We start from the raw sequence: 22,292 nt of genomic DNA, 5'->3' as shown, positions 1-22,292 counted from the left end.
CGCAGGGCCGCAGCGGCACGGGGGTCCGCTGCGGTCCCGCGTTCCGATCCGGGAACGGCCCGGTTCCGAACCCCTGGGTGTGACGATGCCGAAACCCGCCGACGGTCCGGGGGCCCGCGCCGCTTCCGGTCGCCTGCGCACCCACCGCGTCCCCGCCCGCCCCGCGGCGGTCCTCCTCGTCCTCCACGGCGGCAGGGAGCACTCCGTGCGGCCGAGCAGGCCCTGGCACGCCGCCGCCCTGCGGATGCGTCCCTTCCTGTCCGCGGTGCGCCGCTCCCCGCACGGCGGGTCCCTCGCCCTCGCCTCCGTCCGCTACCGGGTGCGCGGCTGGAACCGCGACCGCAGCGACCCGGTGCACGACGCCCGGGAGGCACTGGCGGAACTGCGGGCGCGCCTGCCCGGGCTGCCGGTGGTGCTGCTCGGCCACTCCATGGGCGGCCGCACCGCCCTGCGCCTGGCGGGGGACCCGCAGGTCGCCGGCGCCGTCGTCCTCGCCCCGTGGACACCGGCGGGCGAACCCGTGGCCCACCTGTCCGGCGCCGCGGTCGTGATCGTCCACGGCAGCCGCGACCGGGTGACCGGCCCGGAGGCCTCGCTGTGCTTCGCCCGGCGGGCCAGGGCCGCGGGCGCCGACGTCGCCCGGCTCGTGGTCCCCGGCGGCGACCACGCGATGCTCGCCCGCGCGGCCGTGTGGCACCGCCTGGCCGCGGACGCCGCCTGCGCGGCGGCCGGCGCCGGCCCGTACCCGGCCCTCGTCGCCGCGGCCTTCGGCGGCGGCGGGCCGGAGGACGGCCTGGACGTGCCCGTGCCCTCCGCTCCGGTATGCCCGCGCCGGAGGAAGAACGGTCCGGTGCAGGGTTGACCGGGGTTCCCGCCGGGCACAGGGCAGGGGGAGCACCGCGCAGGAAGATCCGCACGGGGGAACGGAAGCGAACACCATGAGCATGTTGACCGCCACGGCACCGCCCGCGACCCTGCGGCTGTCCGGGGACGGCCGCGGGGTCGGGGACGCGCGCCGCGCCGCCGCGGACCTCCTGGCGCGGGCCGGATCCGGCTGGGTGGACGGCGACGCCGTCCTGCTGACCGTCTCAGAACTCGTCACCAACGCGGTGCGCCACGGCGGGGGAGTGTGGAACCTGCGGCTGCACGCGGACGCGTCGGACGTGCGGCTGGAGGTGCGGGACCGCGGACGGGGAATGCCCCGCCCGCGGCTGCCGGACATGGAGCACGGCACCGGCGGGTTCGGCTGGCACATGGTCCACGAACTCGCGGACCGCATCGAGGTGGTGCGCCTGCCCTGGAGGGGGAAGGCCGTGCGCGCCACCTGGTGGCGCAGGGCCTGAGCGACGCCCGTCCGCGCTGCCCGTCCGTGCCGCCCGTCCGCGCACCGCGCCCGCGGGGCACGGCCGTCCCCCGGACCGCCGAGGCCGGGTGCCGGCGCCCCGGCCCGGGAGCGCCGGCACCGGTCCGTCTCAGGCCACGGCGGCCGTGTGCTGCTGGGCGACCGCGCCCTCGGTGAGCGCCCCCAGCCCCTCGACCGTGCAGGTCAGGGGACGCTCGGGGACGTGCACGCACAGCCCCGTCGCCTCGCTCAGGCGCTCCTCCAGCCCGCGGATCAGCGCGGTGCCGCCGGTGAGCACGATGCCGCGGTCGAGCAGGTCGCCCGACAGCTCGGGGGGGCAGTCGTGCAGCACCACCGAGATCGCCTCCACGATCGCGTTGACCGGCGCCTCCAGGGCGGTGTTGACCTCCTTGGGGCTCAGTCCCACGCACCGCGGCATCCCGGTGGCCATGTCGCGCCCCCACGCCTGGATCTCCTCCTGGGACCCCTCGGCGGTCCTGAGGTCGCTCAGGATCTGGCGGATGGAGCGCGCGGGCAGCCAGACCGAGTGGTCCGTCTGGGCGTGCCGGGCCACCGCCTGGGCGAGCGCGTCGCCGGCCATCCGCACCGAGCGGGCCGCCACGACTCCGCCCAGGGAGAAGATCACCACGTCGGTCACGGCGGCACCGCAGACCACCACCATCGAGGCGGCTGCCTCCTGGACCGGCAGCCGGCAGCCCACCGCGGCGGCCACGGGGGCCTCGAGGAGTTCGACGCGCCTGGCCCCCAGCCCGGTCAACGTCTCGATCGCGGCCCGCTGCTCGAGTTCGTTGGACCCGTAGGGGGTGCACACCGCGGCACGGAAGGGGCGGCGGCGGGGGAGGTGGTCGCCCAGCAGGTAGCGCAGCATGCGGCGGGCGATCCCGGGGTGGGTGATCGAGCCGCCGCCGACCGGGTGGATCACCTGGATGTGAGGCGGGGTCCGGCCCACCATCCGCTCGGCGACGGCGCCCACCGCCATCAGCCCCCCGGTGCGCATGTTCACCGCGGCCACGGTCGGTTCGTCCACCACGATTCCCGCGCCCCGCACGTGCACGCGGGTTCGGGAGGTGCCGAGGTCCACGGCGAGGCGGCAGCGGTGCAGGGCTTCCAGACTGGTCGTCATCCGGGGGCTCCTTCGAGCGGGGGTGGGCCGGCCGGGCGGTAGTGCCCGACATTCATGCCCGATCGTCCGCTCGTCAGAAGATCCCAGAAGATATTGGCCGGTCCTGTTGGGCCGGTCGGTGCACACGAAACCACCCGCCCGTGGCCGGGAGGCCGGGGGCGGGTGGTTTCGTGTGCACCGCAGGAGGGTCAGCAGGCGGGCAGGAGTGCGGCCGGCCACCCCAGCCGCGGGGCGGAGGGCTCCTCGGCGGCGCAGCCTCCGGAGAAGACCGCCCAGACGGCCTTGCCGTCGCAGTCCGGCTCCGTCCAGCCCCAGCTGTCGCTCAGTGCCGCGACCACCTGCAGGCCCCGTCCCGACTCGGCCGTGAAGTCGGGCTCCCGCAGGCGGGGCACCCCCCGGCCCGGGTCGGCCACCACGCACAGCACCCCGTGCCCCTGGCGCAGCAGCCCCACCCACACCGGGCGCGCGCCCGCACGGCCCAACGCGCCGCGGCACCCGTGGCGCAGGGCGTTCGCCGTGAGTTCGGTCACGGCCAGGCACACGTCGTGGCCGATCTCGTCCAGGCCCCACACGAACAGGGTGCGCCGGACGAATTCCCGCACGTCGGGGACGGCACGGGGGCCCTCGCCGACGGAGTGGGCGGCGAAACCGGACCCGGCCGGGTCCTCTTCCGGCAACGCCGGGCTCCGGAGTGCTGGATCTGCCTGCATGCGGGATATCCTCCGCTACGCGCACGTGCTGCTGCAAGTGCATCTGCACGAACAGATGCACGTGCGAACGTACATGACGCCACGTCATGCCTGATGAACGCGTAAGGAGCGCAGATGCAGCGCATACAGAACGGGGCCCCGGCGAACCTGCTGCGGGACGTCAGCTGGCGCAAGAGCCGGCGCAGCAACCCCAGCGGCAACTGCGTCGAGGTGGCGCCCCTGCCCGGAGGGGAGGTCGCCGTGCGCAACTCCCGCTACCCGGAGGGCCCCGTGCTGGTCTACACCAGGGCGGAGATCGCGGCGTTCGTCGGCGGAGCCAAGGACGGCGACTTCGACGACCTGGTCCGCTGAGGCGGGCCGCGCCGCCCGCGGGCCCTCCCGCACGCTGAGGTGGGCGGCGATGACGGTCTGTACTTCTGCCGCCCGGGGATGAGAAGCTGGCACTCTCCGTCTCGACAAGGGAGCCGTCCGATGACCGCAGCCGTTCCGGAGCGCGATCCGCAGTGGGCGCGCGTCCTCGACCTGCAGCGGCAGGACCCGGGGCCCACCGCGCTGCGCATGGTGCTCGGCGGCCAGCTGCGCAGGCTCCGCGAGGAGCGGAACATCTCCGTGAGCGAGGCGGCCGGCGCCATCCGGGCCTCCCACCCCAAGATCAGCCGGATGGAGCTCGGCCGCGTCGGTTTCAAGGAACGCGACGTGGCCGACCTGCTGACCCTGTACGGCGTGCACGACGAGGAGGAGCGCGGCGCCCTGCTGACGCTGGCCCGCCGCGCCAACGCTCCGGGCTGGTGGCACAAGTACCACGACGTCCTGCCCGGCTGGTTCGAGCAGCACCTCGGCCTCGAGGGCGCGGCCTCGCTCATCCGCACCTACGAGGTGCAGTTCCTCCCCGGCCTGCTGCAGACCGAGGACTACGCGCGCGCCGTGATCCGGCTCGGGCACCCCAAGGCGCCCCGGGCCGAGGTCGAGCGGCGCGTCGCGCTGCGCACCGAGCGGCAGCGCGTGCTCACAGGTTCCGACCCGGTCAGGCTGTGGGCCGTCGTCGACGAGGCCGCGCTGCGCCGCCCGATGGGCGGGCATGAAGTCATGCAGGCCCAGCTCAAGCACCTCCTCGAGGTCACCCGGCAGCCCAACGTCACCCTGCAGGTCGTCCCCTTCCACGCGGGCGGCCACGCCGCGGCGGGCGGGCCGATCACGCTCCTGCGGTTCGAGGACCAGGACCTTCCCGACATCGTCTACCTCGAGCAGCTCACCAGCGCGCTCTACCTGGACAAGCGCGACGAGGTCGACCACTACCTGGCCGTGATGGACCGGCTGTGCGTCGAGGCGGCCACGCCCGCCGAGACCGAGGCGTTCGTCCGGGAACTCCTCGACCGGGCCTGAGCCGCACATCATCCGCCGGGGGCTGGGCAGGCGACGGGCGGCACAGGAAGGGAGCCGCCACCATGACCGTCGCGACCGTCAACCCCGCGACCGGGGAGACCCTGAAGACCTTCGACGCACTCGGCCCCGAGGAGATCGAGACCCGGCTGTCCCGTGCCTCCTCGGCCTTCGCGGAGTACCGCACCACCGGCTTCGAGCACCGTGCCGGACTGGTCCGCCGGGCCGCGGACCTGCTCGAGGCGGACACCGACGAGATCGCGCGGACCATGACCACCGAGATGGGCAAGCCGGTCACCGCGGCCCGGGCGGAGGCGGCCAAGTGCGTCAAGGCCCTGCGCTGGTACGCCGAGCACGCCCCGCGGCTCCTGGCCGACGAGCACCCCGACCCCGCCGACGTGCGGGACTCCGGCGGCGCCGCCGCCCACGTCCGCTACCGGCCCCTCGGGCCGGTCCTGGCGGTGATGCCCTGGAACTTCCCGCTGTGGCAGGTGATCCGCTTCGCGGCCCCGGCGCTCATGGCCGGCAACGTCGCACTGCTCAAGCACGCCTCCAACGTCCCGCAGACCGCCCTGTACCTGGAGGACCTCTTCCTGCGGGCCGGCTTCCCCACCGGATGCTTCCAGACCCTCCTGATCGGTTCCGGCGCCGTCGAGGCCGTGCTGCGCGACCGCCGGGTGGCCGCCGCGACCCTCACCGGCAGCGAACCGGCGGGCCGCGCGGTCGCCTCGGTCGCCGGGGACGAGATCAAGAAGACCGTCCTGGAACTGGGCGGCAGCGACCCCTTCATCGTCCTGCCCTCCGCGGACGTCGCCGCCGCGGCGGCGACCGCCGTGACCGCGCGCACCCAGAACAACGGGCAGTCCTGCATCGCGGCCAAGCGCTTCATCGTCCACACCGAGGTCTACGACGACTTCGTCGCCCGCTTCACCCGGGCCATGGAGGCGCTGAAGGTCGGCGACCCGATGGAGGAGGACACCGACATCGGCCCCCTCGCGCTGCGCTCGGGCCTCGAGGACCTGGAGGAACTGGTCCGCGACGCCACAGCCAAGGGCGCGACCGCCCTGTGCGGCGGACGCAGGCCCCCCGGCCGCGAGCACGGCTGGTTCTACGAGCCCACCGTGCTCGTCGACGTCACCCCCGACATGCGCATCCACCACGAGGAGGCGTTCGGGCCGGTCGCCACCCTGTACCGGGTGGCCGACCTGGACGACGCGATCACCCTGGCCAACGACACCTCGTTCGGCCTGAGCTCCAACGCCTGGACCGCCAACCGCTACGAGCAGGAGCGGCTGGCCACCGACCTCCAGGCCGGAGCGGTCTTCTTCAACGGGATGACCGCCTCGCACCCCGCCCTGCCCTTCGGCGGCGTCAAGCGCTCCGGCTACGGCCGGGAGCTGGCCGGCCACGGCATCCGCGAGTTCTGCAACGTCACGACCGTCTGGCACGGCGAGCCGCCGGCCTGACCCGGGGCGGCCGCGGCCGGCCGCGGACCGGGGCGCCCCGGTCCGCGGCCGGGGCCCTCAGATGTGCTTGTCCGCCGCCCGGGCCAGGGCCTCCTGGAAGGCGGGCACGTTCCGCCGCTTCAGGAAGCCGCCCAGGGCCGTGCCGATGTCGGCCACCCACTCGTTCTTGGCCACCACGCCGTGGGTCAGCGATCCCACGATCTCGTCGGTGCGCCACTGCGACAGCGCCCACTGCAGGTACGGCCCGTAGGGGGCGGGGTCGGTGTCGGTGCGGGCGGGGATGGAGCCCTTCTTGACGTTGAACGCCTGCTGGCCGCTGCGGCTGCCGCACGTCCTCAGCCAGGCCAGCGCCGCCTCGCGGTGCGCGGCCCCCTTGGGCAGCACGAAGGAGTCCGACAGGAACTGGTAGGCGCCGGCCGTCTGCGGCACCGGGGACCAGTGGTAGTCCTTCTTCGGTGTCAGGGACAGGTCGCGGCCCAGGTAGGCGTCGACCCAGTCGCCCATGATCTGGAACGCCGCCCGGCCGTCGGCCAGCTGCTTGGAGGCGGCCTGCCAGGTGCGGCCCGGGGCGTAGGTGCCGCCGAAGTCCAGGACCGCGTCGAAGGTCTCCAGGGCGTCGCGGGTCCTGCCGCTCTCCCAGCCGAGCCTGCCCGTCCACAGCTTGCCGTAGTCGCGGGGGCCGAGCACGCCCAGGAGGACCGTCTCCAGCAGGTGCTGCACGGTCCACTGCTCACCGAGCGCCAGCGGTGCGGCCCCGGCCGCCTTCACCCGGTCCATCGCCTCGAGCAGGGCGTCGAACGTGGTGGGCACGTCGGAGACCCCGGCCCGCTCGAGGACCTTGGGGCTGTGCCACATCATGTTCGCCCGGTGGACGTTGACCGGCACCGAGTACGAGGTGGCGCCGTCGGATATCAGCGACCGCAGCGAGACCGGCAGGACCTGCCGCCAGCCCTCCTCCACGTACAGGAAGCTGATGTCCTCCAGCTGGCCGGCCTCGATGTAGCCGTTCAGCTCCGCGCCGGCGTGCCCCTGGAAGGTGTCGGGCGGATTGCCCGCGGCCAGCCGGGAGGCCAGCTTCTTCCTGGCGGCGTCGCCGGCGCCCCCGGCCACCGCCTCGTTGACGAACTTCACGTCCGGGTTGTTCTTCCTGAAGTCCTCCACCAGGGCCTTCAGGCCGGCCTCCTCGCCGCCCCCGGTCCACCACGAGTACACCGACAGCGGCGTCGCCGTCTTCTCGGCCTGCCCGCCGCCGCAGGCGGTCAGGGCCGTGCCGCCCGCGGCCAGCCCCGTCGCCTGGAGGAAGTGTCTTCGGGTGAGGGGCATCGCTGTTCCTTAGGTGCGGTGAGGGCAGGCGCTTCCCGCCTGCGGCCGGAAGCATACGAAACAGGATCATCGGACTCCTGCCCCAGGCCCCGCGTCAAGGGTTCGCAAGAGCGCAATTGCGTATCGGCCCGGTGTTCCCCCGGGCCCGGCCTCCGCACCGGGCCGGGCAGCGCGAAGGGGGCCGGAACGGGTGGTTCCGGCCCCCTGGCGAGTGCTCGCCTACCGGCGGTGCGCCGGCGAACGCTCCGCCAGGTCCTTCAACGCGCAGTCGGCGTCGTCGTAGGCCGGGAGCAGGGGAGCGGTGCCGGTGCGTGCGACCACGTCGCGCACCGGTTCGCTGGGGGCTATGAGCCCGATGTTGCCGCCGCTGGTGTACAGCCTCAACGCCGCGTGCAGCAGCGGGTCGAGGGCTCTGCGGTCGATGCTCTCCACGTCCCGGAGGTCGACCAGCACGGTCGGACGGTACCCCGCGGTGTGCTGCCAGATGACGTCCGACAGCACGTCCATCGCGGCCTGGTCCGCGTGACCGCGCACCACCAGGAGCACGGCGCCTCCGGGTAAGCGCTGATTGTGGACATCCACGGTTCGTCCGGCCTTTCCCTCGAGAAGGTGATCGCACGGGTCGGTGGGCTCGACAACTGCCAAGAGACCTTGCCGAGTTGCTCCATCCTGCCGCACCTCTCCCGCAGGCAGGACACCAGGCCGCCCTGCGGAGGCGAGGACTCCGGCAAGCTGGGGCGAAACGTTCCTGCTCTGGACGGGGGGCGGTGGCCCTGCGGTAGGTTGCGGGGCCGGAACACACACCCGGGCGGGCCGCGCCCCCCGGGCGGGAGGTCGGTGAGCGATGACCTGGCTGCTGTACGGGGCCAACGGCTACACGGGAACCCTGGTGGCCCGCAGGGCCGTTGCCCGCGGGGAGCGTCCGGTGCTGGCCGGCCGGTCCGCCGGTCCCGTCTCCCGCCTTGCGGCCGAACTCGGCCTGGAACACCGGGTGTTCGACCTGACCGATCCACGGGCCGCCGAAGCCGGCCTGGCCGGCGTCGAAGCCGTCGCCCACTGCGCGGGGCCCTTCTCCGCCACGGCCGCGCCCATGGTCCGGGCCTGCCTGGCCACCGGGGTGCACTACCTCGACGTCACGGGGGAGATCGAGGTCTTCGAGCAGCTGCACGCCATGTCGGAGCAGGCGCGGGACGCCGGTGTCGTCCTCCTGCCCGGCGCCGGCTTCGACGTCGTGCCCACCGACTGCCTGGCCCTGCTGCTGGCCCGGGCACTGCCCGGCGCCGACCGCCTCGACCTGGCCTTCCTGCCCGGCGGCGGAATGAGCCCCGGCACGGCCCGCACGGCCCTCGAGGGAATCCGGGCCGGGGGCAGGGAACGCGTCGGCGGCCGCATCACCGCCGTCCCCGTGGGCGGCCGCCGCATCCGCGCGGACTTCCCCGACGGCCCGCGCACCGTCTCCTCCGTCCCCTGGGGGGACGTCTCCACGGCCTACCACTCCACCGGCATCCCCGACATCACCACCTACACCGCCGTGCCCCGGGCCGCCGTGCGCCTGCAGGGCCTGCTGCGGCCCGCTCCCGTGCAGGCCCTGGCCCGGGCGGCGGTCTCCCGGTTCCTGCCCGGCCCGGGGGAGCGGCGGCGGTCCCGCACCCGCACCCAGGTGTGGGGCCGGGCCTCCCGCGCCGACGGGCGCACCGCCACCGCCTCCCTGACCGGCCCCGACCCCTACGACCTGACCGCGGACTCCGTCGTCCGGGCCGTCACCCGTCTGCGGGAACTGGAACCGGGCACCCTCACGCCCTCGCGCGCCTTCGGCCCCCGCTACGTCGCCGAGCTCGACGGCGTACGGCTGACCGAACCGGCCGCCGGCGCCTGAGGCCGCCTCCGCGGCCCCGAGGGGCGGCCCGCGCCCTCCGGCCGGGCCCCGCCCCCGCCGGGCCCCGCCCCCGTACGGATTCCGCCGACCGGGTGAACCGTTCCGCCCGCGCGGCCCTCCCGGCACGGCCGCGGCCGATTGCGGCGCCTCCGCGCGGGAAGACGACCTCCTGCCCGGGAACCACCGAGTGGCCGGCGAGGTGATGTGATGCTGATGGCCGGACGAAGGATCGACGGCACGGGGCTGACCGCGGGGGACGCGCGCGACGGGACCGCGGCCTTCCTGCGCCGCGTCCGCCCCGCGGTGGACGCGGAGGCCGTCCTGCTGGTGGTCTCCGAACTGGTGACCAACGCCGTGCGGCACGCCGGGGGCGCATGGTGCCTGGAACTGCGTTCCACCCCCGGGCTGCTGCGGGTCGAGGTCTTCGACGGCACCGCCCGGGTCCCCGAGCAGCGCGTCCCGGACCTGAACGGCACGGGGGGCTTCGGCTGGCCGATGGTCAACCGCCTGGCCGACCGGGTGGAGGTCCGCCCCGCGGCCGGCGGCAAGGCCGTCACCGCCGCGTGGCACCTGACCGGACCGAACCGAATGGTCAAAGAGGAAGCGGCCGCTTAGGCTGTCCGCCATGGGCATCCCCGAGAAGGGGAGCGACGCACACCCCGGCATCCCGGGGGACCGCGCCCGGGCACGGCCGATCACCGAGGCCGCCCCGCACCGCCCTGGTCGACGCCGACCGCGTCGCACGGTCCCCCCGAGCCACCGCGGTCGTCCGCCCGCGCCCGTTCCCGTGCGCCGACGGCCCGACCGCATCACCCGACACGAAGGAGTGCGCGGTGACCACCAAGAACATCACCGAGGAACCCTCTGCCCCGGCCCTGCGGCCCGGCTCCGACCAGCCGCAGAAGATGCTCAGCCTGGAGGCGTGGTCGAAGTCGGCCCCGATCCGCCTGGCCGGGTACGAGGACGATCTGGCCGAACCCCACATCCTCAACGGCGTCGACTGACGCGGGACAGCAGCACGCCGGGCCCGGGAGCACAGGCACGCTCCCGGGCCCCGCGCGGGGCCGCGCGGCCTTGGCGGCCGGAGTGCCCGCACCCCGCCGTCACGGCCCGGACCCGTGCACCGGCACGGCCGGAGCGCCGCCGGCGGCGGCCGGCAGCAGGCCCAGTGCCGCCGCCACCGCGTCCGCCATCGCCCGGTGGCCCGAGTCGCCGGGGTGGACGCGGTCGCCGCTGTCGTGGGCCCGGAGCAGGCGGGAGGGGTGCGAGGGGTCGCGCAGCGCCCGGTCGAAGTCGACGACGGCATCGAACACCCGCCCTGCCCGGATCTGCCGGTTGACCTCCTGCCGCACCTCCTCCAGCCGCGGGTTCCACGCCCGGCTCCCCCCGAAGGGGGTGAGGGTCGAGCCGACCACGCGCAGGCCCTCCCCCCGCGCCCGTTCCGTCAGCGCCCTCAGGCCCGCCACGATCCGCCGCGCGTCGGGCGGACGGTTCTCCGGCGGGGGGATCAGGATGTCGTTGAGGCCGAGCTCGACCACCACCACCCGCGCCCCGGCCTCGTGCAGCACGTCCCGTTCCAGGCGCTCCGTCCCGCTGGGGTTGGTCACCGGCGCCGGGCCCGTGCCGCGCGGCAGCACCCGGTTGCCGGCGATGCCCTGGTTGAGCACGCCCCAGCGGGGGCCCTGCCGCTGCGAGAGCAGCCGCCGGGCCAGCACGTCCGTCCAGCGCCGGTTCGCCTCCGGGGTCGAGCCGATGCCGTCGGTCAGGGAGTCGCCCAGGGCCACCACCGCCCCCTCGGCGCGGGCGGTCCACACCTCCACGCCGGCCAGGAGGCGCCAGGAGGAGCTGCGGCCGGTGAACGCCCGCCCGGACGGGTCCGCGGCACGGTCGCCGCGGGCCGAGTACGAGGTCCGCAGGGCGTGGGGATGGTGCGTCAGGCCCCCGGCCGTCACCGGGACGTACGTGGTGACGACCAGGTCCGCCCCGTCGGGGACCGTCAGTGCGGCCCCGTCGCTGGTCACCGTGCCCGCGGCCGGGACCGTCACCGACGGCCGGCCGCCGAAGGCCAGGCGGCGCATCGTGCCCGCCTCCGTGTCCGGGCCGCCCTCGGGAGCGGCCAGGGCGACCGTGGCGTGCGCGACGGCCAGCGGCTCGCGCCCGGCCGCGTTGGACAGCTCCACGCGCACCCGGGAACCCCCCACGCTGATGCGCACCACGCTGCGCAGGGACGTGCCGCCGTGCTCCCGCGGGGCGTCCGGCCCGGTCCCGGAGGCGGCGGCGGACCAGGTGCCGACCCAGCGCGGCGCGGCGACCCGGTCGGCCTGCGCCCGACCGGGGCCCCGGTCGCCGGAGCCGCCCGCGGGGGCGGGCCCGGCGTCGTGCCGGCGGCCGGCCGTCACGGCGGCCGCGGTGCAGGCGACGACCAGGATCGACAGCAGGACGCACCACCACGTCCTGGCGGTGCGGTGCTCGTACCGGTACACGTTCGACGCGCCGTTCCACGGGCCCCGTCCGCGGGCGCGGGCGGGGAAGGTCCTCGGGCAGCCGGTTCTCCGGCCCCCGCCCAAAGGATTCCACGGGGAGCCGGCCCGCTCCCGCACCACCCCGCCCCCTGCCGCGGGCGCCCGGGGCACGGCACGCCGGAGGCCGCGCGGTCCGGGAGGCGGCCGGCCGCGGCGCCGGCGTCACCGGTGCGCCCGCCGCCGTCGTCCGTGCGGGTGACTCGCGGCGGGTGCGCGTGAACCGCGGGCCCCGTCCCGCCACAGTGGCCGCATGTTCCTGCGCCGCCCCCTGGTCCTGCTGGCCCTCGTACCCCTGGCCGCGGTCGCGGGCTGCGCCGAGGTCGTTCCCCCCGAGACGACCGCGCCCGCCGTGCCCGCGCCGGCCGTGCCCGCGCCCGCCGTCGAGGTCGGCGTCTCCCCGGTCGCCGGCACGCCGTCCTCCGCGGCCGGGCCGCCCTCCGGCTCCCCGTCCGCCCGGGCGCACGAGCGGGCGGAAAACGGAGAGGACGACGGCGCCCCGCGCCCGCCGTCCCCGCGGGCCGGCCGTCCGCGGGAGACGGCCACCCGCCCCGCCGCGCCGCGGCCGGCCGCCTCCCGGACCGCCGCCCCCCGGCCGGCTGTTCCCGCTCCCGCACGGCCGGACCACGCGCCCCGCGAGACCCTCCCGAACCCTCCGGCCCCCCGCCCGCCGCTGGGGCTGGCGGAACTGTGCGAACAGGGGGAGCGGCACGGCCGGCTGACGGAGGAGCAGCGGGCCGGCTGCCGCCGGATCTCCGGCCGCTGACCCGGCACTCCGCGTTGCTCCTGCGCGCCCCCGCGGCCGCCCGGCCCTCCGGCCCGGCGGCCGCGGTCGTGCGCGCCCGAGGGTGATCGTGCTGCTCCCACCGGCCGAACGCCGCTGCCCCTCCCGCTCCCGCCGGGATAGGACCTAGGTGGTGACCGGCACGACCACCGGCGGTGGTCGGCCGCGCCGGCGCCGTCTGGTCCACGCCCTCCGAACGACCGGGAGCCGACGCCGTGCCCGTAGCCGACGTCCAGCACGCCGCCCTCCTCGACCGCCCCGCTCTCCTCGACGCCGCCACCGGCGAGTACGCCGGCACGGACATCGGCGCGGAGATCGAGGCGGAGATCGAGGCGGACCTCGCCGCCCTCCTCGGCCCTGCCGCGGATCCCCTCCCGCGCGACCCGGCCCCCCGGGACGGACGGGAGGGGCCCGCCCGTGCACGACGGCCCGCGGCCACCGCCCACCCGCTGGTGTCGAAGGACACCGCGAGCCTGGTCGCCGAGGCCCTCGCCGCGGCGGCCCCCGCATCCCCCGGGGCCCTCCCCGCGGCCCCGGGCGTCCCCTCCCCGCCCCCCGGCGCCCTCCCGGTCCCGGACGGGGACCTGCCCGGCCGCATGCGGGCCTGCCTGCCCCACTGGGTCCACTCCGGGCTCGGCACCCGGCGCCGGCGCCCGGTCACAGTCGAGCAGCACCTGCTGCTCACCGAACGGGTCCTGCGGCGCACCGGCTGGGCGGCCACCGGCCGCCGGGACCGCACCGCCGGCGGACGCCGGTGCATCCTGGGCGCACAGCACCTGCTGCACTCCCTCGGTTACGGGGACGTCGAGACCGCCCGGCGCGCGGGGGAGCACATCGACCGTGCGCTGGCCGCCATGGGGCAGTCCGGGCCGTTCTGGGTGTGGAACGACCAGCCGCACGTGCACGAGGCCCTGGTCCACCGCGCGCTGCGCCGCGCCGCACTGCTCAGCCGTCCGTGAGCGGCCCCGCCCGGCGGGGCCCGGCGCCGCCCCCGGGGGCGGCGCGCTCCCGTCCCCGCCCCCGTCCCCGCGCCGGCCTCCGGTCGGCGGTCGGCGGCCCCGGCGCCCTGCGCGCCGCCGTCCCGGCCGCGGCCGCCGTCCTCGCCGCACTCCTGGCGGCAGCCGCGGGCTGGAACGTGCGGAACACCTCCGAGCCGTCGCACGCCGGACGGGCCCCGGCGCGCACCGGGGCCGAGCAGGCCGGGCCGGACGAGCCGTCCTCCACGCCGTACGCCCTGCAGCAGACGGAGTTCGTGGTCGGCCCCGGCGCGTGGAGCCCTGCCTCCGGCCCCCACTCCGCCCCGCGTCCGCCGATCGTCTCCCGCGAGCAGTGGGGGGCGGACGAGCGGCTGCGGCACGAGCCCGGCGAGTACGCGCACGCCGTGCGGGTGGTCTTCGTCCACCACACCGACAACCCCAACGACTACGACTGCGCCGAGGTCCCCTCGCTGCTGCGCGCGATGTACGGGGACCACGCCACGGGCCGCGACTGGGACGACATCGGCTACAACTTCCTGGTCGACCGGTGCGGCACCGTCTACGAGGGCCGGGCCGGGGGCACCGACCGGCCCGTGGTCGGCGCGCACGCCCAGGGCTTCAACAAGGGCAGCGCGGGCATCGCCGCGATCGGCACCTTCCACGAGGGCACCCCGGTGCCGGCCGCGCTCACCGACGCGATCGCCCGGCTGGTGGCCTGGAAACTGGGCCTGGCCGGCGTCGACCCCCGGGGCCGGGCCGCCCTCGTCTCGACGAACAGCATGAGCCGGTACCGCAAGGGCGCCCGGGCGGTCTTCGACACCGTCTCCGGCCACCGCGACGGCGACCCGACCGACTGCCCGGGGGCCGAGATGGCCGAGCGGCTGCCGGAGATCAGGCAGAAGGCCGCCCGGCTGCAGGGCCGGTGACCGGGGCCTGCGGCCGGATCCCGGGTCGGAGCCCCGGCCGGACCGGGGCCCGCAGCGGGTCCTACACCAGGCCCTGGGCGAGCATCGCCTCGGCGACCCGCTCGAAACCGGTGATGTTGGCGCCCAAGACGTAGTCGCCGGGTGCGCCGTAGCGGGCGGCGGTCTCGTAGCAGGAGGCGTGGATGTCCTGCATGATCTCGGTCAGCCGCTGCTCGGTGTGCTCGAACGTCCACGAGTCGCGTCCGGCGTTCTGCTGCATCTCCAGCGCGCTGGTGGCCACTCCGCCGGCGTTGGCCGCCTTGCCCGGGCCGTAGGCGACGCCCGCCTCCTGGAAGACGCGCACGCCCTCCGGGGTGGTCGGCATGTTGGCGCCCTCCGCGACGGCCTTGACGCCGTTGCGCACCAGCACCGCGGCCGCCGCGCCGTCGAGCTCGTTCTGGGTCGCGCAGGGGAGTGCCACGTCGCACGGGACGTCCCACACCCGGCCCTCGGGGACGAAGCGCGCGGAGGGGCCGCGGCGCTGCGCGTAGTCGGAGACGCGGCCGCGCTCGACCTCCTTGACCTGCTTGAGCAGTGCCAGGTCGATGCCCTTGTCGTCCAGGACGTAGCCGCTGGAGTCCGAGGCGGTCAGTACGTTCGCCCCCAGCTGCTGAGCCTTCTCGACCGCGTAGATCGCGACGTTGCCGGACCCGGAGACGACGACCTGCTGGCCGTCGAAGTCCTCGCCGCGGGCCTTGAGCATCTGGTCGGTGAAGAGCACCGTGCCGTACCCGGTGGCCTCGGTGCGCACCTTCGAGCCGCCCCAGCCGAGCCCCTTGCCGGTCAGGACGCCGGCCTCCCAGCGGTTGGTGATCCGCTTGTACTGGCCGAACAGGTAGCCGATCTCCCGGCTGCCCACGCCGATGTCGCCGGCCGGGACGTCGGTGTACTCGCCCAGGTGGCGGTGCAGCTCGGTCATGAACGACTGGCAGAAGCGCATGATCTCGGTGTCGGAGCGGCCCTTGGGGTCGAAGTCGCTGCCGCCCTTGCCGCCGCCCAGGTTCAGGCCGGTGAGCGCGTTCTTGAAGATCTGCTCGAAGCCGAGGAACTTGATGATGCCCAGGTTCACCGAGGGGTGGAAGCGCAGCCCGCCCTTGAACGGGCCCAGGGCGCTGTTGAACTCCACCCGGAAGCCGCGGTTGACGTGGATGCGGCCCTGGTCGTCGGTCCAGGGGACCCGGAACATTATCTGCCGCTCGGGTTCGCAGACCAGCTCGAGGATCCTCGCGTCCACGAACTCCGGGCGCCTGGTGAACACCGGGGCCAGGGACTCCAGGACCTCGCGCACCGCCTGGTGGAACTCCGCCTCTCCGGGGTTGCGCCGCAGGACCTCGCGATAGACCTGGCCCAGCGCCGGGTCGGAGATGTCGGCGGTTTGGTGCGGGGGTGTCATCGGATCGGGCTCCTAGCGGTCGGGGGTCGGGGGTCGGGGGCCGGGCACGGGCGGGGATGTGCAATGCCCCCTTCCGGAACGCTAGCAGCCCCCGCGCGAATCGGCCGGGCGTGCGAAGGCGCCGCCCGGCCCGGCCCCCGGCCTGCGGCGGGTGAACAGAGCCCTCACCTAACCTGAGTCGGGGCTTGTCAATTTTCCGTCCTCCCGCTATATAAAAAGCCGTAGGGCATCGCAGCTCGGTACCCCACGGAAGGAGATGACCCGTGATGCTCATGCGCACCGACCCGTTCCGCGAGTTCGACCGCCTCGCCCAGCAGGTGCTCGGCACCGCCTCCCGGCCCGCGGCCATGCCCATGGACGCCTACCGGTCGGGCGAGGAGTTCGTGGTCCACTTCGACATCCCCGGGGTCGACCCGGAGACGATCGACCTCGACGTCGAGCGCAACGTGCTGACCGTCCGCGCGGAGCGGCGCTCCCCGGCCCCCGAGGGGGCGGAGACGATCGCCTCCGAACGGCCCTCCGGCACCTTCAGCCGCCAGCTGTTCCTCGGCGACACCCTCGACGCCGAACGCATCGACGCCTCCTACGACGCCGGCGTCCTGACACTGAGGATCCCGGTGGCCGAGCAGGCCAAGCCCCGGAAGATCCGGATCGCCGGCGGCAGCGCGCCCCGGCAGATCACCGGCTGACCCCCGCCGGCGCGGCCGGCGCACGGCCCGGGGCCACCGCCGCCACCGCCCGGTGGGACGTCAGCTCCGTCCTGGGTGTCGTCGCGGACCTGGCCGACCCGACCGACCGCGACCTCCTCGACCGCCTGATCGCCCGGCTCCCCGCCGGCTACGCCCTGCCGTTCGGGCGGGCGCAGCCGGCCCGACCGCCGCCGGCCCCGGCTTCCCGCCGGGGCCGGCACCCTCTCCGCCCCGGCCCGCAACCGGGGCCCGCTCGTCCCTCGTCCCCCGTGGTGTCGCGGGCACGGTGCCCGCACGGCGGGGGGCCGAGCGCCCCCCGGAGGGGAGACGGCGGAACCGATGACGACAACAACCACGACACGGGTGCGCGCGGGCGCGGCACTGGGACTGGCGGGCACGCTCCTGCCGCTGACGGTGGCGCTGGCCCCGTCGGCCCAGGCCGCCTCGTGCACCACCTCCACCGGGCCGTACCAGCGCCAGGTGGAGGCCTTCCTCGGCCGCCCGGTGGACGGCAGGCAGTCCGCCGCGGACTGCAGGGCCACCAGGGACTTCCAGACCCGGCACGGCATAAGCCCGAACATCGGCTACGCCGGCCCCGTCACCTGGGGGGTCATGAGCATCATGAAGGCCCAGAAGGCGGCAGGGAGCACACCGAACAAGGCGGGGGACTGCCCCACCGACAAGGGCCGGATCGCCTGCGTCGACCTGACCCGTCAGCTGAGCTGGATCCAGGACGGCAAGAAGCTGGTCATGGGACCGGTGCCGGTGCGCACCGGCCGGGACGGCTACGAGACCCGCCGCGGCCTGAAGAAGATCTACTGGCGCAACAAGAACCACGTGTCGACGATCTACGACGTGCCGATGCCCAACAGCCAGTTCTTCGACGGCGGGCAGGCCTTCCACTCCATCAGCGGCAGCGTCTGGTCACCGCCCGGCTCGCACGGCTGCGTCAACATGCGGCCCGGCGACTCCCAGAAGTACTGGGAGCTGCTCAGGACCGGCGACGACGTCTTCGTGTACGGGCGCAAGCCCGGCACCTGACGGCCCCGGCCCGGCCACGGCCCCGGCCCCGCACCCGCCGGGGACCGGGGCCGTGGCCCGGCGCGGACGGCCGGGCCACGGGCGTGCCCCGGCGATACGGTGGACGGATGCGCCTGCTCCTGACCTCCGACACCCACCTGCCCGAGCGCGCGAAGGAGCTCCCCGCGGAACTCCTCCACGAGGTGGAACTCGCCGACGTGGTCGTCCACGCGGGGGACTGGGTGGACACCGCCACCCTCGACCTGCTGGAGGCACGGGCGCGGCGCCTCATCGGGGTCCACGGGAACAACGACGGCCCCGACCTGCGGGCCCGGCTGCCGGAGACGGCCCGCGCCGAACTGGACGGAGTGCGCCTGGGCGTCGTCCACGAGACCGGCCCCGCCGCGGGCCGGGAACGCCGCTGCGCCGAGCGGTTCCCCGACCTGGACGTCCTGGTCTTCGGCCACAGCCACATCCCCTGGGACACCACCGCCCCGGGAGGGCTGCGCCTGCTCAACCCCGGTTCCCCCACCGACCGCCGGCGCCAGCCGCACTGCACCTGCATGACGGCGGAGGTGCGGGACGGCGAACTCACCGGGGTCGAACTGCACCGGCTGCCGCCCCGCCGCCGGCCGGCCCCCCGCCGCCGGGGGCCGTCGCACCGCGCCGCGGGCGCACCGTTTGATCCGCCGGGCGGCGAGCAGCAGAGCTGACGTGAGAAGGGGGACCCGGACCCACGAGGAGGCCCCATGAGCGAGCAGACGCCCTCCCAGGCGGAGGGCGAGCGCGAGGAGGAGACCGAGCAGGAGCAGTCCTCCCAGAGCCCCCGGACCACACCCTCCCAGGCGGAGGGGGAAAGGGACGAGGACGACGAGTGACACCCTTCCGGCCGGGCCCCACCCGGCCGGTCCTTCCTGAGCAGCACGAGCAGCACGAGCAGCACGAGCAGTGCGAGCAGTGCGAGTAGTCCGCGCGGGCCGGACCGCGCACGGCCGCGCACCACCGGGTCCGGGGAGTCCCCTCCCCGGACCCGGGCGCGTTTGAGGACGCGGATGACGGCAAGTCGATGAACCAGCCGGCCGGCAGAGCACAGCAGTCAAACCGTCGTCAGGAACACACAGCCCTCGGCTGCGTGCGTGGTCGGGCGCGCCCTGCGCACGGACAGTCGGTGCACAGGAAGGTTCTCCATGTCCACAGGTACGGTCATCGTCCTCGTCGTCGCGGCCGCGGTCGTCGTCGCGGCCCTCGCCCTCGTGGCGGCCCGGCCCGCGATGCGGTCCGGCCGCCTCAGAAGGCGGTTCGGCCCCGAGTACGACCGGGTCGTCGCCCGGCACGAGGGGAACAGCAAGGCGGCGGAGAAGGAACTGGAGGGCCGGCTGCGCCGCTACGGGAACCTGGAGCCGCAGCCGCTGAGCGCCGAGGCCCGCGAGCAGTACGTCGCCCGGTGGGCCGGCCTGCAGGAGCGCTTCGTCGACGCCCCGGCCGAGACGCTGGTCCGGGCGGACCGCCTGCTGGGCAGCCTCATGCGCGACCGCGGCTACCCGGTCGAGGAGCACGACGAGCAGATGGCCGCCCTGTCCGTGCGCCACGCGCGGACCGTGCAGAGCTACCGCGACGCGCAGGCCGTCGCCCACCGGGCGCGGGACGGCCGCGCCTCCACCGAGGAACTGCGCACCGCCGTGGTGCGGGTCCGCGAGCTGTTCGAGGAGCTGGTCGAGGCCGTCCCCGCGGACACCGCCCACCACGCCGGCCCCTCCCGGCGCGGCGCGCGCACCGAGGCCGCCGGAAGGAGGACCCCCGGCGGCAGGGACGACGACGGCCGCGACCGCGCAGGCGGCCTCCTCCGCCCCGGCAGCAGCCACCGCCACGCCTGACCGACCCGCCGGCACCGACCGAGGAGCCCCATGACCGAGCACACCTCCACCACGGGCACGGACCGCACCTCCGCGGACCGCCCCTCCGCGGACCGCCTCTCCGCGGACCGCCTCTCCACGGGCAGCGCCTCCCCGGAGCACCTCCCCGGCCGGGACCGGGACCGGGAAGCGGTGCCGGACCCGGGGCCCGGCCGGTCCCGGGAGCAGGGGCGTGCCCGGCCGGCCCGTACCGCCCACCCGGACGACCCCGCGCCGTCCGGCGGGCAGTCCGGCAGCGCGGGGGAGACCGCGGAAGCGGACCGGCTCCTGCCCCACGACGTGCTCGAACAGGCGGAGTCGAGACTCCGTCAGGTCAAGGGCGGGTTCGTGGACTCCCCGCAGCACGCGGTCGAGGAGGCCGACGCCCTGCTCGGGGAGGTCTCCGCCCGCCTCGCCGAGGCCCTGGAGGAACGGCGCCGGGCCCTGAGCGACGGATGGCAGGGCCGGGAGGGCGCCGCCGACACCGAGCACCTGCGCCTCGTCCTGCAGCAGTACCGCGACCTGCTCACCGCGCTCGCCCGGGTGTGAGTCCGCCGCACGGCGCCGCCCGGTCCGCGGGGCGCCGTGCGGCCCGGCCGCGTCCCGCACCCCGGCTCACCGGGCCGCGGGGGAGACCAGCAGGTACCGGACACCCCCGGAGCCCCGGTACCGGACGGCCTCCCAGCCGTGGTCGGCGAGCACGCGTGCGCAGGAGTCCAACCGCTCCCCGGCGTCCGGCTGCGGCCCCGGGCCCGCGGCCCGCCTCCACTCCACGCGCACGTCCTCCGGCCGGTCGGCGGGGACGACCCGGTAACCGCCGCGGACCCGCCGTCCGGCGGCGCCGACCGCGGAGGCGGGGAGGCCCGCGGCCTCGAGGGCCAGTGCCACGGCGTGGAGCGGCCGGTGACGCTCCCACGCGGCGGGCGCCCGCAGCGGTTCCGGGCGGCCGGCGTTGCCCACCCTGCGGATCTCCAGCAGCCCCGCCCACGCCCGGGCGACCTCGCGGGCCCGCGCCTCCGGGTCCCCCGCGGGGGGACCGTCTCCGGTGTCCGCGGTGAACGAGCCGCCGCCGGGGGCCTCGTGGGCCGTTGCCGCGGAGGGCGTCCCGTCGCGCAGTTCGGCCCGCACGTGCAGGCCGAGCCGGTTCAGGTAGTGCGCCCCCAGGCGTCCGTGCGCGACGGCCAGCCCCTTCCCGGCCAGCGCCGCCAGGGTGGCCGGTGCCGCCCGCACCTCGCCGGTGTGCGGGTCCGAGTCCAGCACGGCCCGCCGCTGCGCGGGGGAGAGCTCCGTCCCGTCGGTCATCGCGTCCGCCTTCCTCCCGGCTCCGCCCGGCGGCCGCCGCCCGTTCCGCCGGTTCCGTCGTCCCCGGGTGATTGTCCAGCAGTTCCCCGCGCCCCGGGCGGGGGAGGACTCCCGGGCCGGCCCGGGGCGGGGCGCGGCCTCCGCTTGCGGGGTCCGGTGGTCGGGGACCACAGTGAGTAAAGGGGGAACGGCCCGAAATCGGAGGGCGTCATGATCATCCTCGGAGTCGTCCTGCTCGTCATCGGACTCGTCGCCGGCATCAGCATCCTGACGACCATCGGGATCATCCTGATCGTCATCGGCGCGGTCCTGTGGATCCTCGGGGCCATGGGCCACGCGGTCGGAGGGCGCCGCCACTACTACTGACGCAGGGACGGCGGCGGACCTCCGGGAGCCGTCCGCACCCCCTCGCGGCGCCGCCCCGGCGGGGGACGGACGAGGCGCCGGGCCCTCGTCGGCCCGGCGTCCCCGCCGCGGCCGGCCCCCCCCCGGCGGCCCGGCGCCCCCCGGCGCTCCAGGTTTCCCGGTGCTCGGGGCCCGCTCAGCGCTCGGGGCCCGCTCAGCGCTCGAGGTCTGCGCGCATGGCCACGAACCGCTCGGCGGCCTCCGCCGTCGTACTGTCCGGGAACAGGGCCACGGCCGCGGTGCCCTCGTCCGCCCATCCGCAGACGACGTTGCCGTCCTCGGCGAGCGAGGCGAGCAGGCACTCCACCGAGCCGCCCAGCGGGCCGGCGTCCACGGGCTCCGCCTCGGGCACGCCCAGCTCGAAGTCCCACCGGACGTGGTCGAGCATCCCTCGGAACAGGTGTTCGCGCCGCTTGACGGTGTCCTCGGGGACGTTGTCGACGCCCTCGAAGAGCACCGGTTCGCCGTCCCCGGAGCCGGGGGCGGCGAAGTTGCCCGCCACGAGGTTCATGCCGTCGGTCATTTCGCCCGGGTCGACCGGTACGTCGGACAGGGCCCCCGGGCCGGTCAGCTTCTTCAGGCCCCCCGCCTCGGCGGCGTCGACCAGCCTCCGCCCGCCCGCCGGGGCGGCGGTGGCGGCCGGGGCCGTCGGCGCCGAGGACGCCGCCGCGGAGGGCGCCGCCGGAGCCGTGGCGGGCGTCGCCGGGCCGTCCGGCGTCGGCGCCGCGTCGTCCCCGGACCGGCATCCGGCCAGTACTGCCGCGGTCAGCGCGGCGACGGCGAGCGTGCGGCACGCAGTGGCGGCACGTGTACGGAACATGGACGGGTCTCCCCCCGGTCGAGCGGGCCGCTCCCCTGCGGCCACGAGGGGCGTGACGCGGGCGACCGGTGTTCGGTTCCCGGCGCCCGCCCGTGATCATCGTCACTGGCGGTGGGGTACGGTCGATGCCCCGTCCGGCAGGGGAGCCGGCCCCCGGCTCTCTGAACAGGGCAAAAAGGTCAGGTGCCGACAAGTCCTGTCAGTGAAGAAGCTTGCTGGTCAATCATTGTCAAGTGGCAAACGTGCAAGAATGCCCGGAGGCACCCGCCTGCGCGGACGGGGCGG

26 protein-coding genes are annotated in these 22,292 nt (G+C 75.8%); 18 read left to right on the top strand and 8 right to left on the bottom strand.

What is annotated here, in order from left to right; genetic code table 11:
- The first annotated feature begins 85 nt into the window (after window positions 1-85).
- Window positions 86-862, top strand: coding sequence for an alpha/beta fold hydrolase (locus GQS52_RS00780; protein WP_182311183.1), 777 nt, complete (start codon window positions 86-88; stop codon window positions 860-862).
- 76 nt (window positions 863-938) lie between these two features.
- Window positions 939-1,343 (top strand): ATP-binding protein, encoded by a 405-nt coding sequence (locus GQS52_RS00775; RefSeq protein ID WP_182311182.1) that lies wholly within the window; start codon window positions 939-941, stop codon window positions 1,341-1,343.
- Between the two features lie 129 nt (window positions 1,344-1,472).
- Here the strand turns inward: GQS52_RS00775 and GQS52_RS00770 are convergent, their stop codons facing one another.
- Entirely contained in the window at window positions 1,473-2,486 is a 1,014-nt protein-coding gene (locus tag GQS52_RS00770; RefSeq protein ID WP_182311181.1) for a rod shape-determining protein, read from the bottom strand.
- A 188-nt stretch (window positions 2,487-2,674) separates the two neighbouring features.
- Complete coding sequence (locus tag GQS52_RS00765) at window positions 2,675-3,196, bottom strand: ATP-binding protein (protein WP_182311180.1); 522 nt, start codon at window positions 3,194-3,196, stop codon at window positions 2,675-2,677.
- 114 nt (window positions 3,197-3,310) lie between these two features.
- Here GQS52_RS00765 and GQS52_RS00760 point away from each other — a divergent pair, with 114 nt between their 5' ends.
- From GQS52_RS00760 to GQS52_RS00750, 3 genes are all read left to right on the top strand, one after another.
- A complete protein-coding gene (locus tag GQS52_RS00760) occupies window positions 3,311-3,547 on the top strand; it encodes a DUF397 domain-containing protein (protein WP_182311179.1) in 237 nt (78 codons plus the stop codon).
- Between the two features lie 120 nt (window positions 3,548-3,667).
- Window positions 3,668-4,579, top strand: a complete 912-nt coding sequence (locus GQS52_RS00755; RefSeq protein WP_182311178.1) for a helix-turn-helix transcriptional regulator — start codon at window positions 3,668-3,670, stop codon at window positions 4,577-4,579.
- Window positions 4,580-4,641: 62 nt separating this feature from the next.
- Window positions 4,642-6,042 (top strand): NADP-dependent succinic semialdehyde dehydrogenase, encoded by a 1,401-nt coding sequence (locus tag GQS52_RS00750; RefSeq protein ID WP_182311177.1) that lies wholly within the window; start codon window positions 4,642-4,644, stop codon window positions 6,040-6,042.
- 57 nt (window positions 6,043-6,099) lie between these two features.
- On the opposite strand, the gene GQS52_RS00745 is transcribed toward GQS52_RS00750, so the two are convergent.
- Window positions 6,100-7,365 carry an ABC transporter substrate-binding protein gene (locus GQS52_RS00745; RefSeq protein WP_182311176.1) on the bottom strand — a complete coding sequence of 422 codons (1,266 nt, stop codon included), beginning with the start codon at window positions 7,363-7,365 and terminating at the stop codon, window positions 6,100-6,102.
- 219 nt (window positions 7,366-7,584) lie between these two features.
- A complete protein-coding gene (locus tag GQS52_RS00740; protein ID WP_182311175.1) occupies window positions 7,585-7,911 on the bottom strand; it encodes an STAS domain-containing protein in 327 nt (108 codons plus the stop codon).
- 298 nt (window positions 7,912-8,209) lie between these two features.
- On the opposite strand from GQS52_RS00740, the gene GQS52_RS00735 reads away from it, so the two are divergent.
- From GQS52_RS00735 to GQS52_RS00725, 3 genes are all read left to right on the top strand, one after another.
- Window positions 8,210-9,241, top strand: coding sequence for a saccharopine dehydrogenase NADP-binding domain-containing protein (locus GQS52_RS00735; protein WP_182311174.1), 1,032 nt, complete (start codon window positions 8,210-8,212; stop codon window positions 9,239-9,241).
- Between the two features lie 213 nt (window positions 9,242-9,454).
- Window positions 9,455-9,856, top strand: a complete 402-nt coding sequence (locus tag GQS52_RS00730; RefSeq protein ID WP_259370491.1) for an ATP-binding protein — start codon at window positions 9,455-9,457, stop codon at window positions 9,854-9,856.
- Window positions 9,857-10,074: 218 nt separating this feature from the next.
- Entirely contained in the window at window positions 10,075-10,245 is a 171-nt protein-coding gene (locus GQS52_RS00725) for a hypothetical protein (protein ID WP_182311172.1), read from the top strand.
- A gap of 99 nt (window positions 10,246-10,344) precedes the next feature.
- On the opposite strand, the gene GQS52_RS00720 is transcribed toward GQS52_RS00725, so the two are convergent.
- Window positions 10,345-11,724, bottom strand: coding sequence for an SGNH/GDSL hydrolase family protein (locus tag GQS52_RS00720; protein ID WP_182311171.1), 1,380 nt, complete (start codon window positions 11,722-11,724; stop codon window positions 10,345-10,347).
- Window positions 11,725-12,013: 289 nt separating this feature from the next.
- Between GQS52_RS00720 and GQS52_RS00715 the strand changes: the two genes are divergently transcribed.
- From GQS52_RS00715 to GQS52_RS00705, 3 genes are all read left to right on the top strand, one after another.
- On the top strand, window positions 12,014-12,526 hold the full coding sequence (locus GQS52_RS00715) for a hypothetical protein (protein WP_182311170.1): 513 nt from the start codon (window positions 12,014-12,016) through the stop codon (window positions 12,524-12,526).
- Window positions 12,527-12,759: 233 nt separating this feature from the next.
- Entirely contained in the window at window positions 12,760-13,503 is a 744-nt protein-coding gene (locus tag GQS52_RS00710; RefSeq protein ID WP_182311169.1) for a hypothetical protein, read from the top strand.
- On the top strand, window positions 13,500-14,447 hold the full coding sequence (locus GQS52_RS00705) for a peptidoglycan recognition protein (RefSeq protein ID WP_259370490.1): 948 nt from the start codon (window positions 13,500-13,502) through the stop codon (window positions 14,445-14,447). Before GQS52_RS00710 ends, GQS52_RS00705 begins: the two co-directional genes overlap by 4 nt.
- A 61-nt stretch (window positions 14,448-14,508) precedes the next feature.
- Here GQS52_RS00705 and gdhA read toward each other — a convergent pair whose 3' ends face one another.
- Window positions 14,509-15,879 carry an NADP-specific glutamate dehydrogenase gene (gdhA, locus tag GQS52_RS00700; RefSeq protein ID WP_182311168.1) on the bottom strand — a complete coding sequence of 457 codons (1,371 nt, stop codon included), beginning with the start codon at window positions 15,877-15,879 and terminating at the stop codon, window positions 14,509-14,511.
- A 266-nt stretch (window positions 15,880-16,145) separates the two neighbouring features.
- On the opposite strand from gdhA, the gene GQS52_RS00695 reads away from it, so the two are divergent.
- From GQS52_RS00695 to GQS52_RS00675, 6 genes are all read left to right on the top strand, one after another.
- A complete protein-coding gene (locus GQS52_RS00695) occupies window positions 16,146-16,568 on the top strand; it encodes an Hsp20/alpha crystallin family protein (protein ID WP_182316131.1) in 423 nt (140 codons plus the stop codon).
- A 339-nt stretch (window positions 16,569-16,907) separates the two neighbouring features.
- Complete coding sequence (locus tag GQS52_RS00690) at window positions 16,908-17,609, top strand: L,D-transpeptidase (RefSeq protein ID WP_182311167.1); 702 nt, start codon at window positions 16,908-16,910, stop codon at window positions 17,607-17,609.
- A gap of 107 nt (window positions 17,610-17,716) precedes the next feature.
- Window positions 17,717-18,301: a metallophosphoesterase gene (locus tag GQS52_RS00685; protein ID WP_182311166.1), complete on the top strand. Its 585-nt coding sequence runs from the start codon at window positions 17,717-17,719 to the stop codon at window positions 18,299-18,301.
- Window positions 18,302-18,337: 36 nt separating this feature from the next.
- Window positions 18,338-18,466, top strand: a complete 129-nt coding sequence (locus GQS52_RS27180) for a hypothetical protein (protein WP_259370489.1) — start codon at window positions 18,338-18,340, stop codon at window positions 18,464-18,466.
- Window positions 18,467-18,775: 309 nt separating this feature from the next.
- Complete coding sequence (locus GQS52_RS00680; protein ID WP_182311165.1) at window positions 18,776-19,462, top strand: hypothetical protein; 687 nt, start codon at window positions 18,776-18,778, stop codon at window positions 19,460-19,462.
- 30 nt (window positions 19,463-19,492) lie between these two features.
- Window positions 19,493-20,029, top strand: coding sequence for a hypothetical protein (locus GQS52_RS00675; RefSeq protein ID WP_182311164.1), 537 nt, complete (start codon window positions 19,493-19,495; stop codon window positions 20,027-20,029).
- A 66-nt stretch (window positions 20,030-20,095) separates the two neighbouring features.
- On the opposite strand, the gene GQS52_RS00670 is transcribed toward GQS52_RS00675, so the two are convergent.
- On the bottom strand, window positions 20,096-20,782 hold the full coding sequence (locus GQS52_RS00670) for a hypothetical protein (protein ID WP_259370488.1): 687 nt from the start codon (window positions 20,780-20,782) through the stop codon (window positions 20,096-20,098).
- A 210-nt stretch (window positions 20,783-20,992) separates the two neighbouring features.
- Between GQS52_RS00670 and GQS52_RS00665 the strand changes: the two genes are divergently transcribed.
- Window positions 20,993-21,148: a DUF6131 family protein gene (locus GQS52_RS00665; protein WP_182311163.1), complete on the top strand. Its 156-nt coding sequence runs from the start codon at window positions 20,993-20,995 to the stop codon at window positions 21,146-21,148.
- 193 nt (window positions 21,149-21,341) lie between these two features.
- On the opposite strand, the gene GQS52_RS00660 is transcribed toward GQS52_RS00665, so the two are convergent.
- Window positions 21,342-22,007, bottom strand: coding sequence for a hypothetical protein (locus GQS52_RS00660; RefSeq protein ID WP_182311162.1), 666 nt, complete (start codon window positions 22,005-22,007; stop codon window positions 21,342-21,344).
- Window positions 22,008-22,292: the final 285 nt, after the last annotated feature.

The sequence above is a fragment of the Streptomyces sp. SCUT-3 genome (genome assembly GCF_014083985.1).
Taxonomy (GTDB): Bacteria; Actinomycetota; Actinomycetes; order Streptomycetales; family Streptomycetaceae; genus Streptomyces_H; species Streptomyces_H thermolineatus.
Note: the sequence above shows the minus strand (reverse complement) of the source record. Positions and strands in the feature narration are given on the sequence as shown.

What these genes read in the sequence shown, in the direction of transcription:
- GQS52_RS00780 (WP_182311183.1), top strand. Translation starts at nt 86, where the DNA reads ATGCCGAAACCCGCCGACGGTCCGGGGGCCCGCGCCGCTTCCGGTCGC.
- GQS52_RS00775 (WP_182311182.1), top strand. Translation starts at nt 939, where the DNA reads ATGAGCATGTTGACCGCCACGGCACCGCCCGCGACCCTGCGGCTGTCC.
- GQS52_RS00770 (WP_182311181.1), bottom strand. Translation starts at nt 2,486, where the DNA reads ATGACGACCAGTCTGGAAGCCCTGCACCGCTGCCGCCTCGCCGTGGAC.
- GQS52_RS00765 (WP_182311180.1), bottom strand. Translation starts at nt 3,196, where the DNA reads ATGCAGGCAGATCCAGCACTCCGGAGCCCGGCGTTGCCGGAAGAGGAC.
- GQS52_RS00760 (WP_182311179.1), top strand. Translation starts at nt 3,311, where the DNA reads ATGCAGCGCATACAGAACGGGGCCCCGGCGAACCTGCTGCGGGACGTC.
- GQS52_RS00755 (WP_182311178.1), top strand. Translation starts at nt 3,668, where the DNA reads ATGACCGCAGCCGTTCCGGAGCGCGATCCGCAGTGGGCGCGCGTCCTC.
- GQS52_RS00750 (WP_182311177.1), top strand. Translation starts at nt 4,642, where the DNA reads ATGACCGTCGCGACCGTCAACCCCGCGACCGGGGAGACCCTGAAGACC.
- GQS52_RS00745 (WP_182311176.1), bottom strand. Translation starts at nt 7,365, where the DNA reads ATGCCCCTCACCCGAAGACACTTCCTCCAGGCGACGGGGCTGGCCGCG.
- GQS52_RS00735 (WP_182311174.1), top strand. Translation starts at nt 8,210, where the DNA reads ATGACCTGGCTGCTGTACGGGGCCAACGGCTACACGGGAACCCTGGTG.
- GQS52_RS00730 (WP_259370491.1), top strand. Translation starts at nt 9,455, where the DNA reads ATGGCCGGACGAAGGATCGACGGCACGGGGCTGACCGCGGGGGACGCG.
- GQS52_RS00715 (WP_182311170.1), top strand. Translation starts at nt 12,014, where the DNA reads ATGTTCCTGCGCCGCCCCCTGGTCCTGCTGGCCCTCGTACCCCTGGCC.
- gdhA (WP_182311168.1), bottom strand. Translation starts at nt 15,879, where the DNA reads ATGACACCCCCGCACCAAACCGCCGACATCTCCGACCCGGCGCTGGGC.
- GQS52_RS00695 (WP_182316131.1), top strand. Translation starts at nt 16,146, where the DNA reads ATGCTCATGCGCACCGACCCGTTCCGCGAGTTCGACCGCCTCGCCCAG.
- GQS52_RS00690 (WP_182311167.1), top strand. Translation starts at nt 16,908, where the DNA reads ATGACGACAACAACCACGACACGGGTGCGCGCGGGCGCGGCACTGGGA.
- GQS52_RS00685 (WP_182311166.1), top strand. Translation starts at nt 17,717, where the DNA reads ATGCGCCTGCTCCTGACCTCCGACACCCACCTGCCCGAGCGCGCGAAG.
- GQS52_RS27180 (WP_259370489.1), top strand. Translation starts at nt 18,338, where the DNA reads ATGAGCGAGCAGACGCCCTCCCAGGCGGAGGGCGAGCGCGAGGAGGAG.
- GQS52_RS00680 (WP_182311165.1), top strand. Translation starts at nt 18,776, where the DNA reads ATGTCCACAGGTACGGTCATCGTCCTCGTCGTCGCGGCCGCGGTCGTC.
- GQS52_RS00675 (WP_182311164.1), top strand. Translation starts at nt 19,493, where the DNA reads ATGACCGAGCACACCTCCACCACGGGCACGGACCGCACCTCCGCGGAC.
- GQS52_RS00670 (WP_259370488.1), bottom strand. Translation starts at nt 20,782, where the DNA reads ATGACCGACGGGACGGAGCTCTCCCCCGCGCAGCGGCGGGCCGTGCTG.
- GQS52_RS00665 (WP_182311163.1), top strand. Translation starts at nt 20,993, where the DNA reads ATGATCATCCTCGGAGTCGTCCTGCTCGTCATCGGACTCGTCGCCGGC.
- GQS52_RS00660 (WP_182311162.1), bottom strand. Translation starts at nt 22,007, where the DNA reads ATGTTCCGTACACGTGCCGCCACTGCGTGCCGCACGCTCGCCGTCGCC.